Here is a 22,319-nt window from a genome sequence, read left to right on the forward strand (position 1 = left end):
GTTCTCAGCTTGGGGCGGTTCTTCTTTTATACCTATACTAAAGTCTTAATCCTTCCTTTTAAGATTGACCAAATATTGCTTTTTGAAATCGGATGGATTTTCCCCACTTATTTTTTTAAAAGTCCGATTGAAGTACGAAAGACTTTCAAATCCACATTCGTAACAAGTTTCACTCACATTCTTCCCTATAAGCAGTAACCTTTTGGCTTGACTGATACGATACTGGTTTAAAAAATTGGTAAAGGTATTTCCGGTGGACTTTTTGAAATATCTGCAAAAGGCCTCTTTGCCCAAATTGCATAGGGCCGCCACTTCCGCAATCTCAATTTTTCGCTGATAGTTCTTATCCACAAAAGCATGTAGATCCCTTAATCGTGCCTGTTCTTTTTTTCGATAGCGATTCACAAATGGATAATCATGCAATAAAAAAAAGTCACTACTACTGGCAAGCTCCTTTAAAATATGAATGGATTCCATAAATAACTCAAAAGGGGAAAGCAGGTGCAGTTTTTTCAACCGTTCCCCAATACGTTTTTTGGTATCCCCAGTGAACACTAGTCCATATTTGGATTTTTCAAAAAGGGCATTGATGGGTTCCAACTCTGGAATGTTGGTCAACAACTGTTCTTTGAAACTCGGTTTAATATGAAGCACTTCCTTAATGTATTCCGTTTGTACCCCGTAATCAAAATTCAAGTGAGGAATATTGGAGCCAATAAAGACTAAGTCGCTGTCCTCAAAATTGGAAATACTGTCCCCTACGTGTCTGGTGGCGCTGGCACCTTCAATATAGACCAACTCGTACTCCGGATGAAAATGCCAATAGAACAAATGGTTCAAACGCGGAAGGTGCAAAAGCCGGAATGGACTTTTGGTGTTGGGCGCTATGGTCTCTAATTGGATCTTCAATTTTCACTTTTATGTCTGTTAAAATATAGATTTTACCGGAAATTATCAATATAGTTCAAATTTATATCAATATGAAGGTTGAGAAACCTTAAGGTGCTATCTAGTTTTATCCCATAGAATTTAGAAACGGAAAAATAGAAAACATGGAAGAAGAAGCAAAAATGGAGATGGCCAACAAGGCCCACGAGGAAATTCCAGGAAATCCATCCACAGCAACCAGCAGTAAGATCAAACTAAATGACCGATCTAATGGAAAGTCACTTCGGGTGCTTACAGAAGAAGATTGGGACTTTTGGATTCATAATGGCTACATCGTAATAAAAAATGCTATTCCAAAGGAACAAGCAAAGGCAACTGCCGATTTTATATGGGAGTTTGATGAAAAAGACCCTAACGATTCCAACACTTGGTACGCACCCGCGAGGGCAGAAATGAAAATGAAGGAACTCACCGGAACAGGAATGGTGGAGGTGTATAACCATCAGCATTTATGGAACAACAGGCAAATGCCCAAGGTTTATGATGCCTTTGTGGATGTTTGGGGTACTGAAAAACTTTGGGTGACCATTGACCGGGCCAATTTGAATTTTCCCCTACCACCTGGAGTGGAGAAAAAAGGATTTATCCATTGGGACTATGATCCGGAAACACGTCCACAAAATGTTCAAGGGGTTTTGGCCCTGGCAGACCAGACGGACGAGAATATGGGAGGTTTCCAATGTATACCATGGCTCTATAGAAATTATGATACATGGAAATTGACCCAGCCTAAAGATCGGGATCACTTTCAACCGGACCTGGAGGGACTGGAAGATAAAATTGTTAAGGTAAAGATGGAGGCTGGGGATTTATTGATATTCAATAGTACAGAACCCCATGGTATCAGGCCCAATAAATCCAAAAACAAGGTTAGGATTGCCCAATACATTTCAATGATGCCGGCGGAAGAGGAAAATGACGAATTAAGACAATGGCGCATCAATTCGTGGAAGAATCGAGTGGCGCCTGAAGGATATGCCTTTCCCGGCGATCCTCGGCATTGGGAAAGGGATAAATACGGAACTGCAGAGCTTACCGATCTGGGACAAAAGTTATTAGGCTTAAAAAACTGGTAACTTTAAACATTGACCAAACCAAACCTTTATGTTAACCAATATTAGTAGTTGGGATATACTTATTATCCTTGTTTATTTTGGAATTATTTTATGGATTGCAAAATGGGCATCTAAAGGCAAAGGTGGCTCTGGGGCCGCGGCGGATTATTTTTTGGCAGGACGTGACCAAGGATGGCTTGTGGTGGGAGCATCTCTTTTTGCATCCAATATTGGTTCCGAGATTATTTTGGGAGTCTCTGGAGCTGGGGCAAGAGCGAACATGCCCATGGCCAATTTTGAAATTTTGGCTGCCCTGGTACTTATCCTTCTAGGCTGGGTCTTTGTTCCTTTTTATCTTAGAACAGGAGTATATACCATGCCCGAATTTTTGGAGAAAAGATACTCCAAAGCCTGTCGTAATTACCTCTCCATCGTCTCTATTTTGGCCTATGTGATCACCAAAATTTCCCTGATCATATTTGCTGGTGCGCTGGTCTTTGAAACTATAGGAGTACCCTTTTGGACAGGGGCTATCGTTACCGTATTGGCTACAGGATTTTATACCGTTTTAGGTGGATTGAAGGCGGTAATATATACCGATATGGTGCAGGCGGTGATTCTATTACTGGGCACCATTGCGGTTACCTTATTCGGCATTCATCAATTGGGCGGATGGGATGGCCTTATTAGCACTTTGGATATGGCGGCAAACACCGAAGGCAATCCTCCAACAGAACGTTTTTTTAATTTATGGCGGCCCATGACGGACACCGAATACCCTTGGACAGGAATGCTCTTTGGAGCACCTATACTTGGTATTTGGTATTGGTGTACGGACCAATATATTGTGCAGCGCACCCTATCCGCCAAAGATGTATCCAATGCCAGAAAGGGAGCTTTGTTTGCAGGATATTTAAAGCTGTTGCCAGTATTTATCTTCTTTATTCCCGGGGTAATCGCTTATGCATTGATGCAAAAAGGGGAGATCAATTTTGCTTTGGAAAATGCGGATCAAGCACTTCCGGCCATGATCACCAATTTTTTGCCACTTGGATTAAAAGGCTTGGCCATAGCAGGTCTTTTGGCCGCTTTGATGAGTTCCTTGTCTTCAGCGTTTAATTCAAGTTCCACACTGTTGACCATGGATTTTTATAAACAGTATAGGCCACAAGCTTCGGATAAAAATTTGGTCAGATTTGGTCAGTTGGCAACGGTGGTTTTGGTTATTGTAAGCCTTGGGTGGATTCCCTTCATGAAAACCCTGATGGGAGGGGGAATATTTCATTATCTGCAAAGTGTGCAGGCCTATATTTCACCTCCAATAGCAGCAGTGTTTTTATTCGGACTCTTTTACAAATGGATCAATGCCAAGGGCGCTATCGTGGCACTTTGGTCTGGCTTCTTTTTGGGGATACTTCGTTTGGTTACGGAATTTATGGCCAAGGAGGGAATCTTGATTGTGGGTGAAGGCACGATTCTGGCTTTCTTTCTGGATATCAACTTTCTACATTTTGCTCTTTTCCTGTTTGTGTTTTGCGCCTTGGTATTGGCCCTGGTCAGCAAAACAGGTTTACCCAAAACGGAGGAAGCATTGAGGTTGGTTACCTTTCAGAAAAAGGACCAACTCCCTTCCAAGGAACGCTCAAGAGATATGGTATTGACCCTAGTGTTGATTGTTTTGGTCTTGATTTTATGGGCTGTCTTTAGTCCATTGGGATTAGCAGGTTAGTTATGGATTTACAGTTAAAAGGGAAAAAAGCATTTATTTCAGGATCAACTGCTGGTATTGGTTTTGCCTTGGCCAAAAGCTTGCTGGCAGAAGGGGTCGAGGTAACCATCAATGGGCGTTCTTCAATGTCGGTGGATAGGGCCTTGGAAGATTTACAAAAAGAATTTCCTCATGGCAAAATGAATGGCATAGCAGCGGATTTTGAAAATCGGGAGGATATTAAGCACCTCCTAAATCAACTACCCCAGATAGACATCCTAATTAACAATATTGGAATTTATAAGGCAGAATCCTTTTTCCAAATGCAGGACGAGGATTGGTATCGGCAGTTTGAGGTCAATGTGATGAGTGGGGTACGTTTGTCCAGGTCGCTTCTTCCCAAAATGTTGGAACGCAATTGGGGCCGGATACTATTCGTCTCTAGTGAATGTGCCTCCTTGGTGCCTCCGGACATGCTGGCCTATAGTACCACAAAAACGGCTATGTTGGCCATTTCCAAAGGACTGGCCCAATTGACAAAGGGTACAGGAGTCACTGTAAACTCGGTTTTGCCGGGATCCACCCTCTCCGAAGGCGCAGAGCGATTTTTGGAAACCGAGGCAGAAAAGCAGGGAAAAACCAAAGCAGAGGTAGAAGAGGATTTTTTTAAGGATGCACGAACGTCTTCACTTTTACAGCGCTTTGCAACCGTGGATGAAGTAGCCCATACGATAACGTATTTGTCAAGTCCCCTTGCCGCAGCCACCAATGGAGCGGCCATTAAGATTGACGGCGGTAGTACAAGCGGAATTTTTTAGAAATCAGCACATTATCTTCCGAATTAGTGATTTTCCAGAGGTTGGGATCAGGAATTCGTGAATTCCCTCATTCGGATTCGTGTCATAAGCCGAATAGTGCTATTTTTGCCGGCTTCAAGCAACAAGACATGAAAAAGTATCTTAATCTTTTCGACTTTTCTCAAAAGGTAAACTACCGAACCGAAGTGCTTTCAGGATTGACCGTTGCTTTGGCTTTGGTACCGGAAGCCATTGCCTTTGCCTTGATTCCTGGCTTTTCTCCCTTGACCGGATTGTATGCTGCATTCGTTTTGGCCTTGGTAACTTCCATTTTGGGTGGACGTCCGGGAATGATTTCAGGCGCAACGGGTGCGGTAGCTGTTATTTTTGTTGGCTTGATTCTGGAACTAAAAAATACTTTTCCCGGTATTGAACCCACCACAATTCTAAACTATGTTTTTGCCACAGTGATCATTGCAGGGGGGATACAGATTTTGGCAGGACTGTTACGATTGGGAAAGTTTATTCGCTTGGTGCCACATCCGGTTATGTTCGGGTTTGTAAACGGCTTAGCCATTATCATATTTATGGCCCAATTCCCAAATTTCTATGTGAAGGGAACTAGTGATCTCTTGTCTGGAACAGCACTCTATACCATGTTGGGCTTGACTTTGCTCACGATGCTCATTATTTGGGGATTCCCAAAATTGACCAAGGCGGTTCCGTCCTCCTTGTTGGCTATCATTGTGGTTTCTGCCGTTGTAATTGGCTTTGGAATTGATACCCTAACCGTTGCTGACACCATGCAGGAAGGGGAGAGTATCAAAGGGGGATTCCCACCCTTGTCCATTCCCAAAATACCGCTGACTTTGGATACCTTCATGATCATTATTCCCTATGCTGGCATTGTTGCTGGGGTAGGCTTAATTGAAAGCTTGCTGACCCTGAACATTATTGATGAAATTACGGAAACCCGGGGTAGCGGAAACAAGGAATGTGTAGCACAAGGAACGGCAAATATTCTTTCTGGCTTCCTATCTGGAATGGGTGGCTGTGCTATGATCGGTCAAAGTTTGATCAATACTTCTTCGGGTGCTAGAGCAAGGCTTTCAGGGATTACCGCGGCAGTAATGCTCTTGGTGTTTATCATGTTTGGTAGCAGCCTTATTGAGCGATTGCCCATGGCGGCCTTGGTAGGGCTGATGTTTATGGTTGCCATTGGAACTTTTGAATGGGCTAGTTTTAAAACCTTCCGTAAAATGCCCAATTCTGATGTGATTGTCATGGTATTGGTAACCTTGATTACAGCCATTACCCATAATTTGGCTATTGCAGTTTTACTGGGGGTTGTTATCTCAGCTTTGGCATATTCCTGGGAAAATGCCAAACGCATTCGAGCCAGAAAGCATGTGGATGAGGATGGGGTTAAGCATTATGAAATCTATGGCCCTCTTTTCTTTGGTTCCACCACTTTGTTCGCTGAAAAGTTTGATGTGCAAAACGATCCGTCTGAGGTGATTATTGATTTTCAGGAAAGCCGGGTGGCGGACATGTCCGGAATTGAAGCATTGAACAAAATCACGGAGCGTTATGCCAAGGCGGGCAAAAAAGTGCACTTAAGACATTTGAGCAGGGATTGTATCCGCTTGCTGAAAAATGCAGAGGATATCATCGAGGTAAATGTACTGGAAGACCCAACCTATAAGGTAGTTGCAGATAGGATTTAATCCCTCAATTTTCCATTGAACATACTCACTTTGGGGTGAATGGGATTGCCAGATGCCCTACGCATCAAGGTGATTTGACCAGCATGGTAAATGCAATCCGACAGCATGCCATTGATTAGATTCCAATAAGGATACTTGGACTCTTGGTCCCCGCGTTGAAAAACTACGCCCGTTGCTTCAAAATCTTTGGTCTGTTTCCCGAGCATTTTGGTGCTGGCCGCTTTTAAGTTCAACAAGGTTTCCTTCCGGAGTTCTTCAAAGGAAAGCTCTGGCCGATTCTCCACACGAACGTTGGGAGTAGCATCCGCTGCATTCAAGATCATTTTGGACATGCCATGAATATGTCGCAAGGTCTCAATACTGGCCCTACCATCTTCTGATGGTTTGTATTCCAGGTCTTTTTGGGTAAGACCTTTTGTTGCCCAATAGTATCGAAAGCCAAGTCCATCTATCATTCGGGCGGCAACATTTCCGGGACTATAGTCCTCCGGATAATCCGGAATTTGGTGGTATGGTAATTCTTCCTGTGCGCTCATTGGGTTACATAAAAAAAGGGAAAGGAACAGCACTAAAGTACTGACGAGAGGTTTCTTGGTTATCATATTTATATAAATAAGGAATCAAATTAACCGTTTTGGATGTTATCGCCCAGCGTTTTGACAAACATTTAGCATATAAGATTACCTGACGAAGAATAATTCCAATGTTTCATCCTCGCCCAATGCTTCCCATTGTGCCAACAAGTCATTAAGCGATTGTTGAATTTCAGCTAAGGAATCCGTGTTAAGACCATTGGGATAAGGTAATCCTTCCCGAGTTAAAATTTCTTTTAGGGTTGGGATAAGATTCAAATGCTCCCCGCCAGACTGAAGGTCGGTCAACAACAGGTTGACCAGGTGCTCGGTTTGCAAGGATTCAGGAGGCAAGTTTGCTGGAACCAACGCTTCTGGCCTTTTATCCCGCTGCAATTCAAAATCCTCAATATTGAAACCATCGGACAGCAATCCGTAAAAGGCCTTTTTAAAGCCCAAAACGGTTTCCACGGCATAATGGGCAAGGTCATGGACTTCAAAATTTGGATGTATTTGGGACCAAGTAACACTGCCATCTTCCCTAATACAGTTGAGTATACTGGCTTTGCTCTTTCTTTTTTTGAACTGAATTTTCATATGACTAAATCAGGCTAGATGGCCGTTCCCGTTACCGCTATTCAATACATCCTTTGTAGAAGGGAGCAAAGGGGTGAATTTCTAGCTTAAAGAGCTTGTGTTGAATGGCCAAATCCTCGTGAAGCATATTTGTCACCTCCTGTAGATCCTTTCCTAAAATGATCAACATGCCGGTATCACTATAGCGTGCTCCAACAGAGATTTTCTTTTCCTTGCGCAGTTGGGCCAGAAAGGAGGAATGTTCCTTAAAATATGCTTGTTCGTGAGGCTGTTTTTCCGTATCCCAGCTTTCACCTAGAGTGTATAGGGCCACAAAATAGGACGCTGTTTTTTCTTCGCTTTGCGAAAAGGATTGGAATGGCAGAACCCATAAAAACAACCAAAGTATTAATGTCTTGGGCGTTTTAATGACATCAATTACGTTTATGCTAGGATTGGTTTTCATTGCTTTCGTAAACTCCAAATCTCATAAAGGGGTGCACCCTTGCTACTGAATCCTGAATGGTGCCAGTCACCATTTTTTAGGTCAAAGTCAAACTCAAGGCTTGCCCCAACCCGAGTGTTATCCCTGGAGAAAAATTTGATATTTTCTGTGTACTTGCCGTCAACGGTAGTATAAGTTCCGCCCCCGGTGCCCATAAATTGTTTGGTTTCGGTATTATAGGCAATCCATTGGAAACGGGATCCGGATAAAATTTTCATGGTTTTTCTTGGCCTGTTGGTATCACGTTGCCGTAATGTTCCATCTGTTTTTCTCCCAGACATGAGCCAAGCCCCTGCTAATGCTCCCGGAGTACCATTGTCCAATCGTTTCCATGTCTGCTCACCATCTTTTACCTTAAGAAGATCTTGGGTCAACATAATTTCGAAACTGACTTGGGTTCCAACCCTATCCGGATTTTTAGTGTCAAACTCTACCGTTTCGATCAACATGGTGCTGTCTAACTCCCAACTACCACCATTGGTGCTGATAAAGGCCCCGGTATTGGCATCGTACCAAGTGGCTACCTGGAATCCTTCCGAAAAGATGACTACATTTTTTATTGCCAGTCCTTCTTCATTGGTAGATACATTCTCCCAAGCGCCCAGTAAACTTTGACTTTGGAGGGCATTGAAAAAGAGACAGCTGACAAATGCAAATAGAATGGTTTTCATATGCTAGAATATTTTAAGTGAACCACCCAAATCCTTTCCTAACGAAAGTTTAGAAATCCCAAACCGAATCCTCTGTTATTGGGAACGGCTGTATATGTCCTAATTCCGCGTTTAAAGCGTGCGCAGATATTCCGCTAAATCCCGAGCTTGTTCCTCGGTCAGGTTTTGGTTGAGCATGATGGCATTGTTATATTCTTTCAACAAAGCCTTTGCAATGGGATCTTCTCGCAGCATAACATCAGGGTTGAGCATCATGTTCATGACCCACTCAGGACTTCTGCGTTCGTAAACACCTTTCATGGCTGGGCCGATCATACGCTGGTCCACCATATGGCAGGCTACGCAGATGGAGTTAAAACTTGCTTCACCACGGGCCACCATTTCCTGATCAATCTCCTCAGGAAAGACAAGTTCCTTGATAGGTCCAACACCTTTGTTGTCCAAATCAACTGGCACACCTTCCTTGGCATCCGCTTTTTTGTCTTCAGTTTTGGAACGACTTACTTCAAAACCGTCCTTCTTTTCTTCTTTCTTTCCACCACAGCTGGCTACAAAGGCAGCTAAGCATAAAAACAGGAGTATTTTCTTCATTTCAGTAGATTGTGTTGTAGTTAGTTGAATTTGCAGCTACTAAGATATATAAATAGCAGAGAACTTTTTACTCCTTTATTTTGATGTCTCTAACAACTTGCGAGGTGGTTGAAGTCAGTGAGCATTAAAAAACTCCACGGCTCTGGCTTCGGTATAGGTGGTTCCATTCTGACCCCAAAAGCCCACATGCCCCCCATATCTTGGAATTTCCAAATGAATATTGTGGTTCTCCTCGGCTGCTGCATAAGGATAACATTTCGAGCCCAAGAAGGAGTCATCGGTAGCATTGATAATCAGGCTAGGAACTTGGATGGAGGGTAAAAACTGCAAGCAACTGCACTGGGTATAATAGTCAAGCGCATCTTTAAAACCATGGGCCCTGCTGGTATAGATGTCATCAAAATCCTTTAGGGTCTTTATGGCCTTTATGTCCGTATTGGAAATTAATTGGGGAAACATTTTTTGTTTTTGTCTGAGCTTGGCAATCAAATGTCTTTTGAATCTTTTGGCATATAGAATATTTTCAAACGTTAACAGCTTTTCGCATGAACTTTGCAAACTACAGGGTACAGATATGGCTACCGCAGCTTTGACTTCCTTTGGAATCAGATTTCCCTCACCCAAGTATTTAAGGGCCAAGTTGCCACCTAGGCTAAATCCCTTTAAATAAATATTCCCATAGTTCTTTGTTGTTATTATATGATCAAGAACTTCCTTTAAATCTTCGGTGGCCCCACTGTGGTAAGAACGATATTTTGAATTGGGTTCCCCACTGCATCCCCGATAATTAACTGAGCAGGCATCAAATCCATTGGCGTTGAACAACTTGGCGCTCCCGGTGATATAGGGACGTTGCGCATCGCCCTCCAAACCGTGTAGCAAAATGACCAAGTTTTGGGTGGCATTTTGGGCATGGCTCCAATCCAAATCCAAAAGATCTCCATCCGAAAGGTTGATGCGTTCACGAACCTGATCTATCCCGCTCACTTTTCTAAAGAGGCCATTGTAGATAGTGGCCAAATGCCCATTCCTAAAAAAAAGTGATGGCTTATAAGAAGAGGAAACTATAGGCATTAATACAATATGTTGTGCTGGGGCTTTATTTTTTTGGGAAGGTTCTCCTCGTCGAGCATATCTCTCAAATCAATTTCTATGGTCCTGCATAAAGCCGTCATTGGCACATCATTGATTCTTCCTTCAAAAGGATCCTCGCTATTGCTGCCTACTTTTTCCATCGTAGAAAAAATCCAAGAAATGAGGATAGAAAAGAAAATCATAAGGACGATATACCACCAATTGTGCCCCACTTCCAATTCTTTAAGTTGGGTTTCAAAAACATTTAACAACCCAAAAGGCAGAAGCAACAAAAACACCCATGTAAAAACCGTACTGAAATAGGCATATTGTCTTGGGAAAGGGGTGTTCTTGATACGTTCACATTTACCTTGCAGATTGTACATTTCCTCCAAGTTGTTGTGGAAAATCTGTTTGTCAAATTCTGTGATCTTTCCTTCAGCCAGCAATTGCTTTAGGTGTTGCCCTTGTTTTTTAACGAGATGTGTGGCAACGTTCTTTCTGTTTTCCAAAGCCTCAACCTCCTTGGGCCCCAATAAATCATCCATCCCATTGCATACCGGGTTTCGCTCTCCATGCTTATCAAATAAACGTTCAATGGCTCTGTTTTCCCGAATGGAAAAACTATTAGGTTGGCGCAATTGTATCCGTAAGGCATTGATCCAAGCAATATGACGGTAGATCAATGTAATTTGGGCACTACGATCATCTTCTACTAAACTTAATACATTGTTGGCCCAGGTACGGGAGTAATTGACAATTCCGCCCCATATTTTTCGGGCCTCCCAGAAACGATCATAGCTTTGACTGTTCTTAAAACCGATATAGAACGCTACCGCAATACCAATTACCGAAAGGGGTTCAAAAGGAATATCGATATGTGTCCAACCCCAAATGTGATAGAGGTAAAAAACCGTTGCGGCATAAAGAGCAAAGAAGATGAGGTTTTTCCAAGCAAAACGTAGGATAAGCGACCAGCTAATATTTCTTTTGATGTACATGGTAACGAAAGTTGATTAATCCATGCCAAAATACAAATAAAAGCAGAGCGCAACTAGTCGTTTGGAAAGCGCTCAAGCAAGCTGGACTGATCCTTGATAGCTGCAATAAATTCAGCCTTTAAATCGGCAATAAGTTGGGCCACAGGCAACACATTATCAATCGTGGTAACACCCTGACCTGCAGACCAAATAGTTTTCCAGGCTTTGGCTTCGGTGTCCAGTTCTTTCCCAAAATCAATTTTGTGATCTTTTTTCAAATCTTCCTCAGAAATACCAGCGGCTTTTAAACTGGCAGCCAAAAAGTTGGCGTGCACGCCAGATATAGCCGCAGTGTAAACCACATCGCTTGCCCCGGCTTCAATAATCATCTTGCGGTATTCTTCCGGAGCCTTGCTTTCTTCAGTGTTGATAAAACGGGTACCCATATAAGCTAAATCGGCCCCCATTTGCATGGCTGTGGCAATATCCCTACCGGTGCTAATACATCCGGAAAGGATGATGGTTTTATCAAACATCTTTTTCACTTCTGCCACCAGACTGATAGGGTTGATGTTTCCGGCATGTCCTCCTGCTCCTGCAGAAACCAAAATAAGGCCATCCACGCCAGCTTCAGCCGCTTTTTCGGCATGCCGTTTTTTGATGATATCGTGAAAAACAAGTCCACCGTAGCTGTGAATGGCATTGACTACCATGCTTACTGCACCAAGAGAAGTAATGACCAGGGGAACTTTATGTTTAATGCAGAGTTTCACATCGGCCTCCAATCTGGGGTTGGTGGGATGCACGATTAGGTTAACCCCGAAAGGAGCGGGCTTTTTGCCCGTTTCTTCTTCAAATTTTTTGAGTTCCGATTTAATTTCAATGAGCCATTCCTCGAAACCTTCACTGGTTCTTTGGTTAAGGGCAGGGAAGGTCCCCACAATCCCATTTTTACAGCATTCAATTACCAAGCGAGGCCCAGAAATTAAAAACATGGGCGCCGCAATGGCAGGCAAACTTAAATCTTGGATAAATTCAGCTTTCTGACTCATGATAACTTTCTTGGAGTTTTAAATTTAAGGTTAATTGTGCCTTCAGATGGGACCCATTTCTGAAAAGTATGGTAATTTTACAAATATTATGCATGCATAACAAATATTCAGCCTATGTTTTTTAAGGAGTTCGAGGTACGATGGAACGATTTGGACGCCAATCGTCATTTGGCCAATTCGGCTTATATCAATTTTATGAGTCACACCCGAATGTCTTATATGACCAAAATTGGCTTTGGGCACAAGGAGTTTGTAAAGTATAGTATTGGCCCTGTAGTTTTTTATGAGCATATCTACTATTTTAAGGAAGTCTTTCCCGGAAAGCCCATTAAGGTGTCATTGGAGCTTAAAGGAATGAGCGAAGACGGAATGTTTGTGGAATTCCATCACAATTTTTATGACAGCAATGGGAAACACCTCACGCATTGCGAAATGCTTTTTTCTTGGATCAATATGGAAACCCGAAAGCTCACTTCGCTCCCTGAAGAGGTTTTGGAAGTGTTTGCAAATCAGGAAAAAGCAACGGATTTTAGGGTGTTGACCAAGGAGGATACCCGAAAGTATGCCAAAGTGCCTAAGGACTTGCCTTAGGTTTTCTGCTTGCCAAGTATACCCCCATAAGTACTAAGACCGTGGCCAGAATTTTAATCGTTGTTAATTGATCTTTGCCCGTAGTAAGGGCAAAAAGTATACCGATAAGTGGTTGCAGATATATAAAGGCACCTACGGTTGATGCTCTTAATTGGGTAAGGGCAAACACATTAAATAGGTAGGTTGTAAAGGTGGTTCCGATAACCACAAAGGCTATAACCCCATATACCCACAGGGGTAAAGTGGCCCATTCAATTTGGGAATATTCAGGGTAGGTTACTGGAAAGGCTATTATAAAGCCTATGGTAAAAAGCCATTTCATTAGGGTAAAGGGATGGTACTTTTCTATTAGTTTTTTAACCAAGATTAGGTATGCACCATAGGTAATGCAATTCAGCAAAAAAAGTATGTTACCTAAGGGAATATTGGGTGCATCCTGCCGTAACTCGGCTCCAAATAAGATCAATGCAACAGCTCCTATAAATCCCAATAAAATACCAAGTCCTTTGTTCAGGGTGATACGCTCTTTAAGGAAAAAGGCGGACAATGCAACCACAAAAATTGGGGTAATCGTAATCAACACAGCACTATTTATGGGAGTAGACAATTGTAGTCCTTTGAAAAAGGCCAGCATATTTATGGCCATCCCCAAAAGGGAGCAAGCCAGAATGCGCAGCCAATCCTTTTTTTCAATACGCTGTTTTGGCCCTAAAAATGAAATGGCCCAAAAAAGGATAGAAGCACCTCCCAATCGCAACATGATAAACCCAAAAGGACGTATATGGTTGGGCATAACTCCCTTGGCTATGGTGTGGTTAAGACCATAGATTGTGGTAGCCGCTAAGGCGGCCAACAAAGCTAGAGTACGTTTGTTCATGAATGTAGTGCGGCTTTAGCAGCTTCAACCACCTTTTTGGAATTCCCCACAAAAATTTGCTCTTCCAAGAGCAACACTGGTCTTTTTAAAAAGGTGTAATGTTCCAAAATCAGATTTTTATAATCTTCTTCCGTGAGTTTTTGTTCATGAAGACCTCTTTGTCTAAACAACATGGCCCGTCTGCTGAAGAGCGCTTCGTAGCTTCCGGCCAACTGCGCCATCTGTTCCACTTGCTCAGCGGTCATGGGTTCCGATTTTATCTCTTGCAACACCACACCATCCAATGGTTCCAAATCTTTGAGGATGCGTTGACAGGTAGAGCAGCTTCCGAGGTGGTATATTTTTTTCATTTTCCAGAGTTATGATTCCCAAGAACAAGGGAATCCATATTATCTAATTACCGAATCAAAGGTCGTTCATTTGAAATTAAGACAGTGCAAAATCCACTGCTTTCTGGGCATGTATTTTAGTGGTGTCAAAAGTGGGCACATCCACTTCATCCGAAGGGATTAAGATAGGTAATTCTGTACAGCCCAAAATTATACCTTCTGCACCCTGCGCCTCCATTTTTTTAATGATGTCCAAGCATTTTTCTTTGGCTTCTTGCGTAAAAACACCTTGGACCAATTCATCGTATATCATGGACTGAAGTGTTTCGCGATCTTTTAACTCGGGAATCAGGACTTCCAAGCCAAATTCTTCTTCCAAAATTTTGGTGTAGAAGTCCTTTTCCATGGTAAATTGGGTACCCAGAAGCGCTACTTTTTTGAGTCCTTTTGATTGTATAGCCTCTCCGGTGGCCCTGCCAATATGAAGGAATGGTATAGAAACCGCATTTACTATGGAATCACTTACCAGATGAATAAGATTGGTGCACAGAATAATGAAGTCAGCCCCTGCCTTTTCCAATTTACCGGCCTGTACCGCCATTAGATCGCCGATCTTGTCCCAGTCACCTGAGAATGAATTCCGCTTTATTTCATCAAAGTCAACAGAGGTAAGCACACTTTTGGCCGAATGGGAACCGCCCAACTTTTCTTTTACCATAGTGTTGATATGCTCGTAGTAAATCTTGGAAGATTCCCAACTCATACCCCCAATTAATCCAATTGTCTTCATAACCTGATTTTTGTTTTTATTTGATTTTTGACATGCTTTCGGCACCTTCCAGCGTAAAGGAAGCAAGAAATTTTGTGATTCGTTCTTTTAATACGTGTCGGAACGATATCTTGATGGGTTGCTCTATGCAAGTACAGCTTAAACAGTTTTCCATGGTTTTCATATTTAGATATTCATAAATATCGATTTATAAACAAAAAATAATACCTTGCTTTTGCAAGTGTATAACAAAGTTATAAAACATTTACATATTTAGATTTATAGATATGTTAAAAATAAAACATTTCATTAATAATGGAAAAACAATTTGACATCCTCCTAAAGAACCGAATCATCTTCAAACGCTTTTTGGACCAAACCCCAAAAGAAGATTTGTTTCGAATTCCAAATGGTTTTAAGAACAATATCTGGTGGAACATTGCCCATACCATGGTCACACAACAATTATTGATTTACAAGCTCAGCCGGGTGGGTTTTGGTATTGAAGAAGAACTGATAGAAAAGTATAGAAAGGGAACAGTACCTCAGGTAGAACCATCCGAATCCGAATTCAGGAAAGTCTCGGAGTACCTTGTTAGTACCGTGGAGCAATTGCAGAAAGACTACTCGGAAGATTTGTTTACCAATTTTGAATCCTATATGACCACTCCAAAAGTTGGCCTTGATACCGTGGAGGATGCCATTGCTTTTTTGACTTTTCACGATGGGATACATCTAGGGGCCATCTTGGCCATTCAAAAGGCTTTAAGGGTATAAGCTCTAGTTTTTTATGGGTCGTTTCAGGTACTTGTTGGCTTCCGCGAAAGGGATGGTCAGGATTTTTGGCCCATCCGCATAAGAGGCAATCTCGTACTGATTGTATATTAACTGTATGCCATCCTGGGTATAGCCCAGATTTTCGGACAGATGAAAATGGTCGCCCTCAAACATAAAGCCTGTGCCATTAATGTTTGCGTCTTGCGGGACGCCTTCCTGGATTCGAAATTTGGTTTCGGCATAGTTCACAAAACCTTCTTCATCCTCAAAAAGTTCCCACTGTTCCGTTTCCTGTCCCTTGATTTTATCAAAATTAAGGAAGGTAACGGCGCTGTATCCGTGTGCACCTCCGGTAAAGGTGTATGCATTCATTACCAAGGTCAACATGGCCTTGTCCTCAAAAGCTACATCGCAATCTATTTTGGCTTCCCATCCTACAGTTTCATCAGGAAATTTGTTCTTAAGCTCCTTGAAACTGCTGGAAAAAGAATGGATGGCATCTTCCATACTTGCTACTTCTTTATTCTCATCCCAGGCGAGTATGGCTATAACTTCTTCCTCTAAGGCATTATTTATGGCCCCTGCCAAATTAGTTTCATCCAAAGCCTCTGGCAAGGAAATTTGTACTTGTGGACAATCCCCACATGATTCGCCTTCCAGCTGCCGGGTCTCAAAAGTAAGTTTATGGTCATTTTCGCAACCAAGGGAAAGCAATAAAAGCAGGAGTAGATAAATTGACTTGTTCATTATAAGGGGTTTATGGACTTCAAAAATAAGACTTCATTGATTACTCCAAAAGATAACAATACATTTGCAGCAGACTAATATACAATGAGCAAAAGAGAACTTAATTTCAATAGCAAAACGATTCACGGGGGACAGCAACCTGATAAGGCCTATGGCGCTGTAATGCCCCCTATTTACCAAACGTCAACCTATGCCCAATCCACTCCTGGTGGGCACATGGGGTATGAATATTCCAGAAGTGCGAACCCTACAAGAACGGCCTTGGAAAATGCCCTGGCAAGTATTGAAAATGGCAACTATGGATTGGCATTTGCCAGCGGACTTTCGGCAATGGATGCAGTGATCAAATTACTCAACCCAGGTGACGAAGTGGTGTCCACCAATGATTTGTATGGCGGAAGCTATAGATTGTTCAAGCAGGTGTTTGAGAAATATGGAATCACTTTCCATTTTATTGGAATGCAAGACCCAGCGGCCATTGAGGCCAAAATCAATGAAAAGACCAAGTTGATTTGGGTGGAGACCCCTACCAACCCCATGATGAACATCATAGACATCAAAGCAGTTTCCAAGTTGGCTAAAAAACACAACTTGCTTTTGGCGGTGGACAACACTTTTGCCACCCCCTATTTGCAAAGACCTCTGGATTTGGGTGCGGACATTGTAATGCACTCGGCCACCAAATATTTGGGCGGGCATAGCGATGTGGTCGTCGGTGCCTTGGTGGTTAAGGACAAAGCGTTGGCGGATCAGCTTTATTTTATTCAGAATGCCAGCGGTGCGGTATGTGGACCCATGGACAGTTTTTTGACCCTTCGTGGGATAAAGACCCTTCATGTACGTATGCAACGCCATTGTGAAAACGGGCAGGCCATTGCGGAATTCCTGGTCAATCATCCAAAAATTGAGAAGGTGTACTGGCCAGGTTTTGAGAACCATCCCAATCATGCCATTGCCAAATCGCAAATGGATGGTTTTGGTGGCATGATATCCTTTATCACCAAAGGAAGCAGTTATGAGGATGCCATTAAAATTGTGGAAAAATTGGAGGTGTTCACCTTGGCTGAATCTTTAGGCGGGGTTGAGAGTTTGGCGGGCCATCCGGCAAGCATGACCCATGCCAGTATTCCCAAAGAAGAACGCGAAAAAAGTGGGGTGGTGGATGCCTTGATCAGACTGAGCGTGGGCATTGAGGATGTGAACGATCTTATAGCGGATCTGGAACAGGCGATAGGATAGCTAATTTTGAAAAATTTTCAGAAAAAGGCTATTTGAATTATGTAAATAGTATAATTTTGCCCTCTAATTCCTAATTTGTTAAAATTCCCCGGAATCGAAATCGGGGAAATTAAACTTGAAATCCGTTATATGGAAGCAAAAATCAAAGCATTTATGGATGAGGTGATTGCCCGGAATGGTCACGAACCTGAGTTTATCCAAGCGGTACAAGAGGTGGCCGAAACGGTTATCCCTTACATTGTCAAACACGATATTTACCATGGCAAAAATATCCTTTTGCGAATGGTGGAACCCGAGCGTTTGATATCCTTTCGAGTAGCCTGGGTGGACGATAGTGGAGAAATTCACGTAAACCGGGGATACCGAATTCAAATGAATTCGGCCATTGGCCCGTATAAGGGAGGGCTTCGTTTCCACCCAACGGTGAATGCCAGTGTCCTTAAGTTCCTTGCTTTTGAACAAGTATTCAAGAACAGTTTGACCACGCTTCCCATGGGAGGTGGTAAGGGAGGGTCGGATTTTGATCCAAAAGGTAAATCGGATGATGAGGTCATGCGTTTTTGCCATGCCTTTATGCTGGAATTGAACAGACATATCGGCCCCAACACGGATGTTCCAGCAGGGGATATTGGCGTTGGCGCCCGTGAAATTGGATTCCTATTTGGGATGTACAAAAAGATACGAAACGAGTTTACCGGAGTATTGACCGGGAAAGGTCGTTCTTGGGGAGGATCCCTAATAAGACCGGAAGCAACTGGATATGGAACCGTATACTTTGCTGATAGTATGCTTAAGACCCAAGGCCATTCCTTTGAAGGGAAAAAGGTTGTGATTTCCGGTTCTGGAAATGTAGCACAGTTCGCCGCTGAAAAAGTAATGCACTTGGGCGGAACGGTATTGACACTTTCAGATTCTGGAGGATATATCTTCGATAAGGATGGCATAGACATGGACAAACTCGCTTTTGTCATGGATTTAAAGAACAACCGAAGAGGCCGTATCTCTGAATATGTAGATCAGTACCCATCAGCAGAATACCACAAGGGTAAAACGCCTTGGGAAGTAGCCTGTGATGTAGCCTTGCCCTGTGCAACGCAAAACGAACTTAATGGAGATGATGCCGCTGTGTTGATCAAAAACGGTTGTATGGCTGTTGCCGAGGGGGCAAACATGCCTTCTACTCCTGAAGCCATACACGCCTTCCACGATGCCAAAATATTGTTTGCACCTGGAAAAGCTTCCAACGCTGGGGGTGTTGCCACTTCAGGATTGGAAATGTCACAGAACTCCTTGCGTATTAGCTGGACAAGGGAAGAGGTTGACGAACGCTTGAAAGGAATTATGGGAGATATCCACGATTCCTGTATCGAATTTGGTAAAGAAGGAGATGGCTACTGCAACTATGTAAAAGGAGCCAATATTGCTGGATTTGTGAAGGTAGCCGATGCCATGTTGGCCCAGGGGGTTATCTAAACACAGATTCCGATTTTGTAAAATCAGAGTGGGCGGTTGTTGGTCAATCGCCCACTTTTTTTATATTGGACCAATCCCGTTTTTCAGATGCAGGTAACCACCAAGGCCATTGTACTTTCTTCCATAAAATATGGCGATACCAGTCTTATCGTTAAGGCCTTTACCGTGTCCGATGGTTTAAAGTCCTACTTGCTTAAAGGGGTGTTAAGTTCTAAAAGAGGGAAACTAAAAGCCGCCTATTTTTTGCCCTTGATGCAGTTGGAGATTGTGGCCAACCATAAAAACAAGGACACCCTGGAAAGTATTAGAGAGGCTAAAGTGGCTGTGCCCTATAAGTCCTTGCATACTGATATTGTGAAAAACAGTTTGGTGCTGTTTTTGGCGGAAATGCTGGGAAATAGCATTCAAGAACAAGAAGAGGACCAGGCGCTTTTCAACTACTTGGAGTACGCCTTGCATTGGTTGGATGAAAATGCTCCCCCGCCCAGTTTTCATCTTTTGTTTTTGTTGAACCTCACTAAGTTTTTAGGGTTCTATCCCGATACTTCTTTTGTAAAAGCTCCTTACTTTGATTTGTTGGAAGGAGGTTTTGTGACGGCTCCTTCCCTTAACCCCATGATTCAGGGAGATGAAATTGTCCATTTCAAAACGCTCTTGGGCATAAATTTTGATGCACTTCAAGCGATACAAATGAACCGGCCCCAAAGACAGGAATTGCTGAAAAAAGTTATTCTGTATTTTGAATTACATTTGCACGGATTTAGAAAACCGAAGTCTCTGGCCGTTTTAAATGCAGTTTTTGAGTAGTATGCGCAACATTGGTTTTGTCCTCCTTTTCCTTATGGCCTCCCTCTCTGGTTTTTCACAAGAAATTACAGTTTTGGACGCAGATACGGGAAGTCCTGTGGCCAATATTGCCATTTTCAACAAGGATAAATCCAAAACCTCGGTTTCCAATTTAAATGGGAAGGCCAATCTAGATGTTTTCGATGGTAAGGAACGCATTACCTTTAGACATATTAGCTATGAGGAGCTGGTGACCACCCGTGCTAAAATTGGGAAAAAGGGAAACCGGGTGTATCTGGGATTGAAACCCGAAGAATTGCAGGAAGTTGTTATGTCCGTATCCAAATGGGAGCAACAAAAAAAGGATATTCCCCAAAAGATTGAATCCATTGATGCCAGAACAATTGCCTTTACCAATCCACAAACCTCTGCAGATTTGCTACATAACAGCGGGAAAGTTTTTGTGCAGAAAAGTCAATTGGGCGGAGGGAGCCCTATGATCAGGGGGTTTGCCACCAACAGATTATTGCTTTCTGTGGATGGCGTACGGATGAACAATGCCATTTTTCGAGGGGGAAACATACAGAATGTTATTTCTGTAGATCCTTTTACCATTAGAAATACCGAGGTGATTTTTGGTCCTGGATCGGTTATTTATGGAAGTGATGCCATGGGAGGGGTCATGAACTTTTTTACCAGAAACCCCAGATTTTCGTTTACGGACAGTCTTACGGTGTCTGGCAACGCCACGTATCGCTTTGCCTCGGCAAACAATGAGAACACAGCACACGTGGATTTGAATCTTGGGCAACAACATTGGGCATCTTTCACCAGTATCACATACAACAATTTTGATGACTTGGTTATGGGAGAAAGCGGACCAGATTCCTATTTAAGGAACCAATTTGTGGTTCGGGAAAACGGAATGGATGTGCTTCGGGAAAATAATGACCCAAGAAAACAGCTGACATCAGGATATGATCAAATCAATTTACTGCAAAAATTCACCTATAAACCCAATGCCACTTGGAACTACGATTTGGGACTTCATTACTCTGAAACCTCGGAGTTTTCCAGATATGACAGATTGATCAGACCCAATGACGAAGGTGACGGCCTGCGTTCAGCGGAATGGTTCTATGGTCCACAAAAGTGGTTTATGGGCAATTTTCAAATCACCAAGCAAGGGAAGAACAAATTCTATGATGGAGTAAAGCTCACTACAGCTTACCAATTTTTTGAAGAAAGCAGGGTCAATCGGAATTTTCAAGCTGTAGACCGATTTACCACAACAGAAAAGGTGGATGCGCTTACCGTTAGCCTGGACTTTGAAAACAAAAAAATTGGAGACCTCAGATTGTATTACGGAGCAGAATATATTTTCAATAAAGTACATTCCGAAGGAAGACAGACCAATATTACAACCGATGTGGTTTCGGCTGCGGCCTCCAGATATCCGGATGGGGCCACTTGGCAGACATTCGCAGGTTATATTAACGGGGAGTATAAGTTGATGCCTAATTTAACCCTACTTTCCGGAGCACGGTATAGCCAAGTATGGGTGGATGCCCAGTTTGATAAAACCTTTTATCCCTTTCCATTTGATGAGGCTGATTTGATTACCGGCGCATTTACGGGCAGCGTAGGATTTAGCTGGTTTCCCAAGGCCGATTTACAGATTACCTTGAACGGTTCTACCGGATTTAGAGCGCCCAACATTGATGATATTGGAAAAATCTTTGATTCCGAACCGGGAGCTGTGGTGGTTCCCAACCCAGAATTGGAACCCGAGTATGCCTACAATGTGGAATTGGGGATTCGGAAAAATGTCCAAGATAAAATAGTGTTCAAAGGGGCGGCCTTTTATACCTATTTGGTTGATGCCTTGGTAAGACGGGATTTTACCTTCAACGGAGAAAGCGAAATCATCTATAATGGGGAATTGAGTACCGTCCAGGCCATTCAAAATGCAGCTAAAGCGTATGTATATGGTGTGGAAGTGGGACTTGAGGCATTTTTAAATGAGAACTGGGCTATAGCCAGCAATTTGACCATTACCGAGGGGACAGAGGAAGATGATACTGGGGAGGAAAGTGCCGCTCGGCATGCCGCTCCCACCTTTGGCGATGTCCATTTGATTTGGCAAAACCAGAAGTTGAAAGCCGATTTTTTCCTCAACTATAATGGCGAAATTGGGTATAATGATTTAGCCTTATCCGAACGGAGTAAATCCTATATCTATGCTGTGGATGAAAATGGAAACCCTTATAGTCCATCCTGGTACACCCTCAACTTTAGGTCGCAATATCAAATAACCAATGCCTTAAAAGCTACCCTGAGTTTGGAAAATATGACCAACCAACGCTACCGAACCTATTCCTCGGGAATTGTTGCTCCAGGCACGAACTTGATTATGGGGCTGGGATATAACTTCTAAAAAAAGCCCCGATAAATCGGGGCTAACTATTTGGTTGG

The 22,319-nt window shown here is 42.8% G+C and carries 23 protein-coding genes; 10 read left to right on the forward strand and 13 right to left on the reverse strand.

Features of this window, described 5'->3' with window-relative positions:
* Nucleotides 1-45: 45 nt before the first annotated feature.
* Nucleotides 46-909, reverse strand: a complete 864-nt coding sequence (locus FGG15_RS13970; RefSeq protein ID WP_138837267.1) for an AraC family transcriptional regulator — start codon at nt 907-909, stop codon at nt 46-48.
* A 143-nt stretch (nt 910-1,052) separates the two neighbouring features.
* Here FGG15_RS13970 and FGG15_RS13975 point away from each other — a divergent pair, with 143 nt between their 5' ends.
* From FGG15_RS13975 to FGG15_RS13990, 4 genes are all read left to right on the forward strand, one after another.
* Nucleotides 1,053-2,024, forward strand: a complete 972-nt coding sequence (locus tag FGG15_RS13975) for a phytanoyl-CoA dioxygenase family protein (protein ID WP_138837269.1) — start codon at nt 1,053-1,055, stop codon at nt 2,022-2,024.
* A gap of 28 nt (nt 2,025-2,052) precedes the next feature.
* Nucleotides 2,053-3,732, forward strand: a complete 1,680-nt coding sequence (locus FGG15_RS13980) for a sodium:solute symporter (protein WP_138837271.1) — start codon at nt 2,053-2,055, stop codon at nt 3,730-3,732.
* 2 nt (nt 3,733-3,734) lie between these two features.
* Nucleotides 3,735-4,529, forward strand: a complete 795-nt coding sequence (locus FGG15_RS13985) for an SDR family NAD(P)-dependent oxidoreductase (protein ID WP_138837274.1) — start codon at nt 3,735-3,737, stop codon at nt 4,527-4,529.
* 128 nt (nt 4,530-4,657) lie between these two features.
* Nucleotides 4,658-6,235, forward strand: a complete 1,578-nt coding sequence (locus FGG15_RS13990) for a SulP family inorganic anion transporter (RefSeq protein ID WP_138837276.1) — start codon at nt 4,658-4,660, stop codon at nt 6,233-6,235.
* On the opposite strand, the gene FGG15_RS13995 is transcribed toward FGG15_RS13990, so the two are convergent.
* The 8 genes from FGG15_RS13995 to FGG15_RS14030 all read right to left on the reverse strand — a co-directional run bounded on the left by FGG15_RS13995 (nt 6,232) and on the right by FGG15_RS14030 (nt 12,256).
* Nucleotides 6,232-6,771, reverse strand: a complete 540-nt coding sequence (locus FGG15_RS13995) for a DinB family protein (protein WP_237561823.1) — start codon at nt 6,769-6,771, stop codon at nt 6,232-6,234. The two genes, FGG15_RS13990 and FGG15_RS13995, sit on opposite strands and share 4 nt — an antisense overlap.
* Before the next feature lie 144 nt (nt 6,772-6,915).
* On the reverse strand, nt 6,916-7,404 hold the full coding sequence (locus tag FGG15_RS14000) for a hypothetical protein (RefSeq protein WP_138837280.1): 489 nt from the start codon (nt 7,402-7,404) through the stop codon (nt 6,916-6,918).
* Nucleotides 7,405-7,441: 37 nt separating this feature from the next.
* The gene (locus FGG15_RS14005) at nt 7,442-7,849 is read right to left on the reverse strand and encodes a hypothetical protein (protein ID WP_138837282.1); all 408 of its coding nucleotides are present in this window, start codon (nt 7,847-7,849) and stop codon (nt 7,442-7,444) included.
* Nucleotides 7,846-8,559, reverse strand: a complete 714-nt coding sequence (locus FGG15_RS14010) for a membrane or secreted protein (RefSeq protein ID WP_138837284.1) — start codon at nt 8,557-8,559, stop codon at nt 7,846-7,848. The genes FGG15_RS14005 and FGG15_RS14010 overlap by 4 nt, the downstream gene beginning before the upstream one ends.
* A 111-nt stretch (nt 8,560-8,670) precedes the next feature.
* Nucleotides 8,671-9,150 carry a c-type cytochrome gene (locus FGG15_RS14015; RefSeq protein WP_138837286.1) on the reverse strand — a complete coding sequence of 160 codons (480 nt, stop codon included), beginning with the start codon at nt 9,148-9,150 and terminating at the stop codon, nt 8,671-8,673.
* A gap of 114 nt (nt 9,151-9,264) precedes the next feature.
* Nucleotides 9,265-10,224: a YheT family hydrolase gene (locus tag FGG15_RS14020; RefSeq protein WP_138837288.1), complete on the reverse strand. Its 960-nt coding sequence runs from the start codon at nt 10,222-10,224 to the stop codon at nt 9,265-9,267.
* The gene (locus FGG15_RS14025; protein WP_138837290.1) at nt 10,224-11,225 is read right to left on the reverse strand and encodes a bestrophin family protein; all 1,002 of its coding nucleotides are present in this window, start codon (nt 11,223-11,225) and stop codon (nt 10,224-10,226) included. Before FGG15_RS14025 ends, FGG15_RS14020 begins: the two co-directional genes overlap by 1 nt.
* A gap of 53 nt (nt 11,226-11,278) precedes the next feature.
* On the reverse strand, nt 11,279-12,256 hold the full coding sequence (locus tag FGG15_RS14030; protein WP_138837292.1) for an NAD(P)H-dependent flavin oxidoreductase: 978 nt from the start codon (nt 12,254-12,256) through the stop codon (nt 11,279-11,281).
* A gap of 114 nt (nt 12,257-12,370) precedes the next feature.
* On the opposite strand from FGG15_RS14030, the gene FGG15_RS14035 reads away from it, so the two are divergent.
* Nucleotides 12,371-12,847 (forward strand): acyl-CoA thioesterase, encoded by a 477-nt coding sequence (locus FGG15_RS14035; protein WP_138837294.1) that lies wholly within the window; start codon nt 12,371-12,373, stop codon nt 12,845-12,847.
* Here FGG15_RS14035 and FGG15_RS14040 read toward each other — a convergent pair.
* The 3 genes from FGG15_RS14040 to FGG15_RS14050 form a co-directional block, all read right to left on the reverse strand.
* Nucleotides 12,831-13,724 (reverse strand): DMT family transporter, encoded by an 894-nt coding sequence (locus FGG15_RS14040; RefSeq protein WP_138837296.1) that lies wholly within the window; start codon nt 13,722-13,724, stop codon nt 12,831-12,833. The genes FGG15_RS14035 and FGG15_RS14040 overlap by 17 nt on opposite strands.
* Nucleotides 13,721-14,074 (reverse strand): arsenate reductase family protein, encoded by a 354-nt coding sequence (locus FGG15_RS14045; RefSeq protein WP_138837298.1) that lies wholly within the window; start codon nt 14,072-14,074, stop codon nt 13,721-13,723. Before FGG15_RS14045 ends, FGG15_RS14040 begins: the two co-directional genes overlap by 4 nt.
* A gap of 76 nt (nt 14,075-14,150) precedes the next feature.
* The gene (locus tag FGG15_RS14050) at nt 14,151-14,843 is read right to left on the reverse strand and encodes an aspartate/glutamate racemase family protein (protein ID WP_138837300.1); all 693 of its coding nucleotides are present in this window, start codon (nt 14,841-14,843) and stop codon (nt 14,151-14,153) included.
* A gap of 294 nt (nt 14,844-15,137) precedes the next feature.
* Here FGG15_RS14050 and FGG15_RS14055 point away from each other — a divergent pair, with 294 nt between their 5' ends.
* The gene (locus FGG15_RS14055; protein ID WP_138837302.1) at nt 15,138-15,599 is read left to right on the forward strand and encodes a DinB family protein; all 462 of its coding nucleotides are present in this window, start codon (nt 15,138-15,140) and stop codon (nt 15,597-15,599) included.
* A gap of 3 nt (nt 15,600-15,602) precedes the next feature.
* On the opposite strand, the gene FGG15_RS14060 is transcribed toward FGG15_RS14055, so the two are convergent.
* Nucleotides 15,603-16,346, reverse strand: coding sequence for a DUF3298 and DUF4163 domain-containing protein (locus FGG15_RS14060; RefSeq protein WP_138837304.1), 744 nt, complete (start codon nt 16,344-16,346; stop codon nt 15,603-15,605).
* A gap of 84 nt (nt 16,347-16,430) precedes the next feature.
* On the opposite strand from FGG15_RS14060, the gene FGG15_RS14065 reads away from it, so the two are divergent.
* From FGG15_RS14065 to FGG15_RS14080, 4 genes are all read left to right on the forward strand, one after another.
* A complete protein-coding gene (locus tag FGG15_RS14065) occupies nt 16,431-17,585 on the forward strand; it encodes a cystathionine gamma-synthase (protein WP_138837306.1) in 1,155 nt (384 codons plus the stop codon).
* A 129-nt stretch (nt 17,586-17,714) separates the two neighbouring features.
* Entirely contained in the window at nt 17,715-19,058 is a 1,344-nt protein-coding gene (gene gdhA, locus FGG15_RS14070; RefSeq protein WP_138837308.1) for an NADP-specific glutamate dehydrogenase, read from the forward strand.
* A gap of 87 nt (nt 19,059-19,145) precedes the next feature.
* Nucleotides 19,146-19,865, forward strand: a complete 720-nt coding sequence (recO, locus tag FGG15_RS14075) for a DNA repair protein RecO (protein ID WP_138837310.1) — start codon at nt 19,146-19,148, stop codon at nt 19,863-19,865.
* Nucleotides 19,849-22,281, forward strand: coding sequence for a TonB-dependent receptor (locus tag FGG15_RS14080; RefSeq protein WP_237561824.1), 2,433 nt, complete (start codon nt 19,849-19,851; stop codon nt 22,279-22,281). Before recO ends, FGG15_RS14080 begins: the two co-directional genes overlap by 17 nt.
* Nucleotides 22,282-22,319 lie beyond the last annotated feature (38 nt).

Source organism: Flagellimonas algicola (assembly GCF_005937185.1).
GTDB lineage: Bacteria > Bacteroidota > Bacteroidia > Flavobacteriales > Flavobacteriaceae > Flagellimonas > Flagellimonas algicola.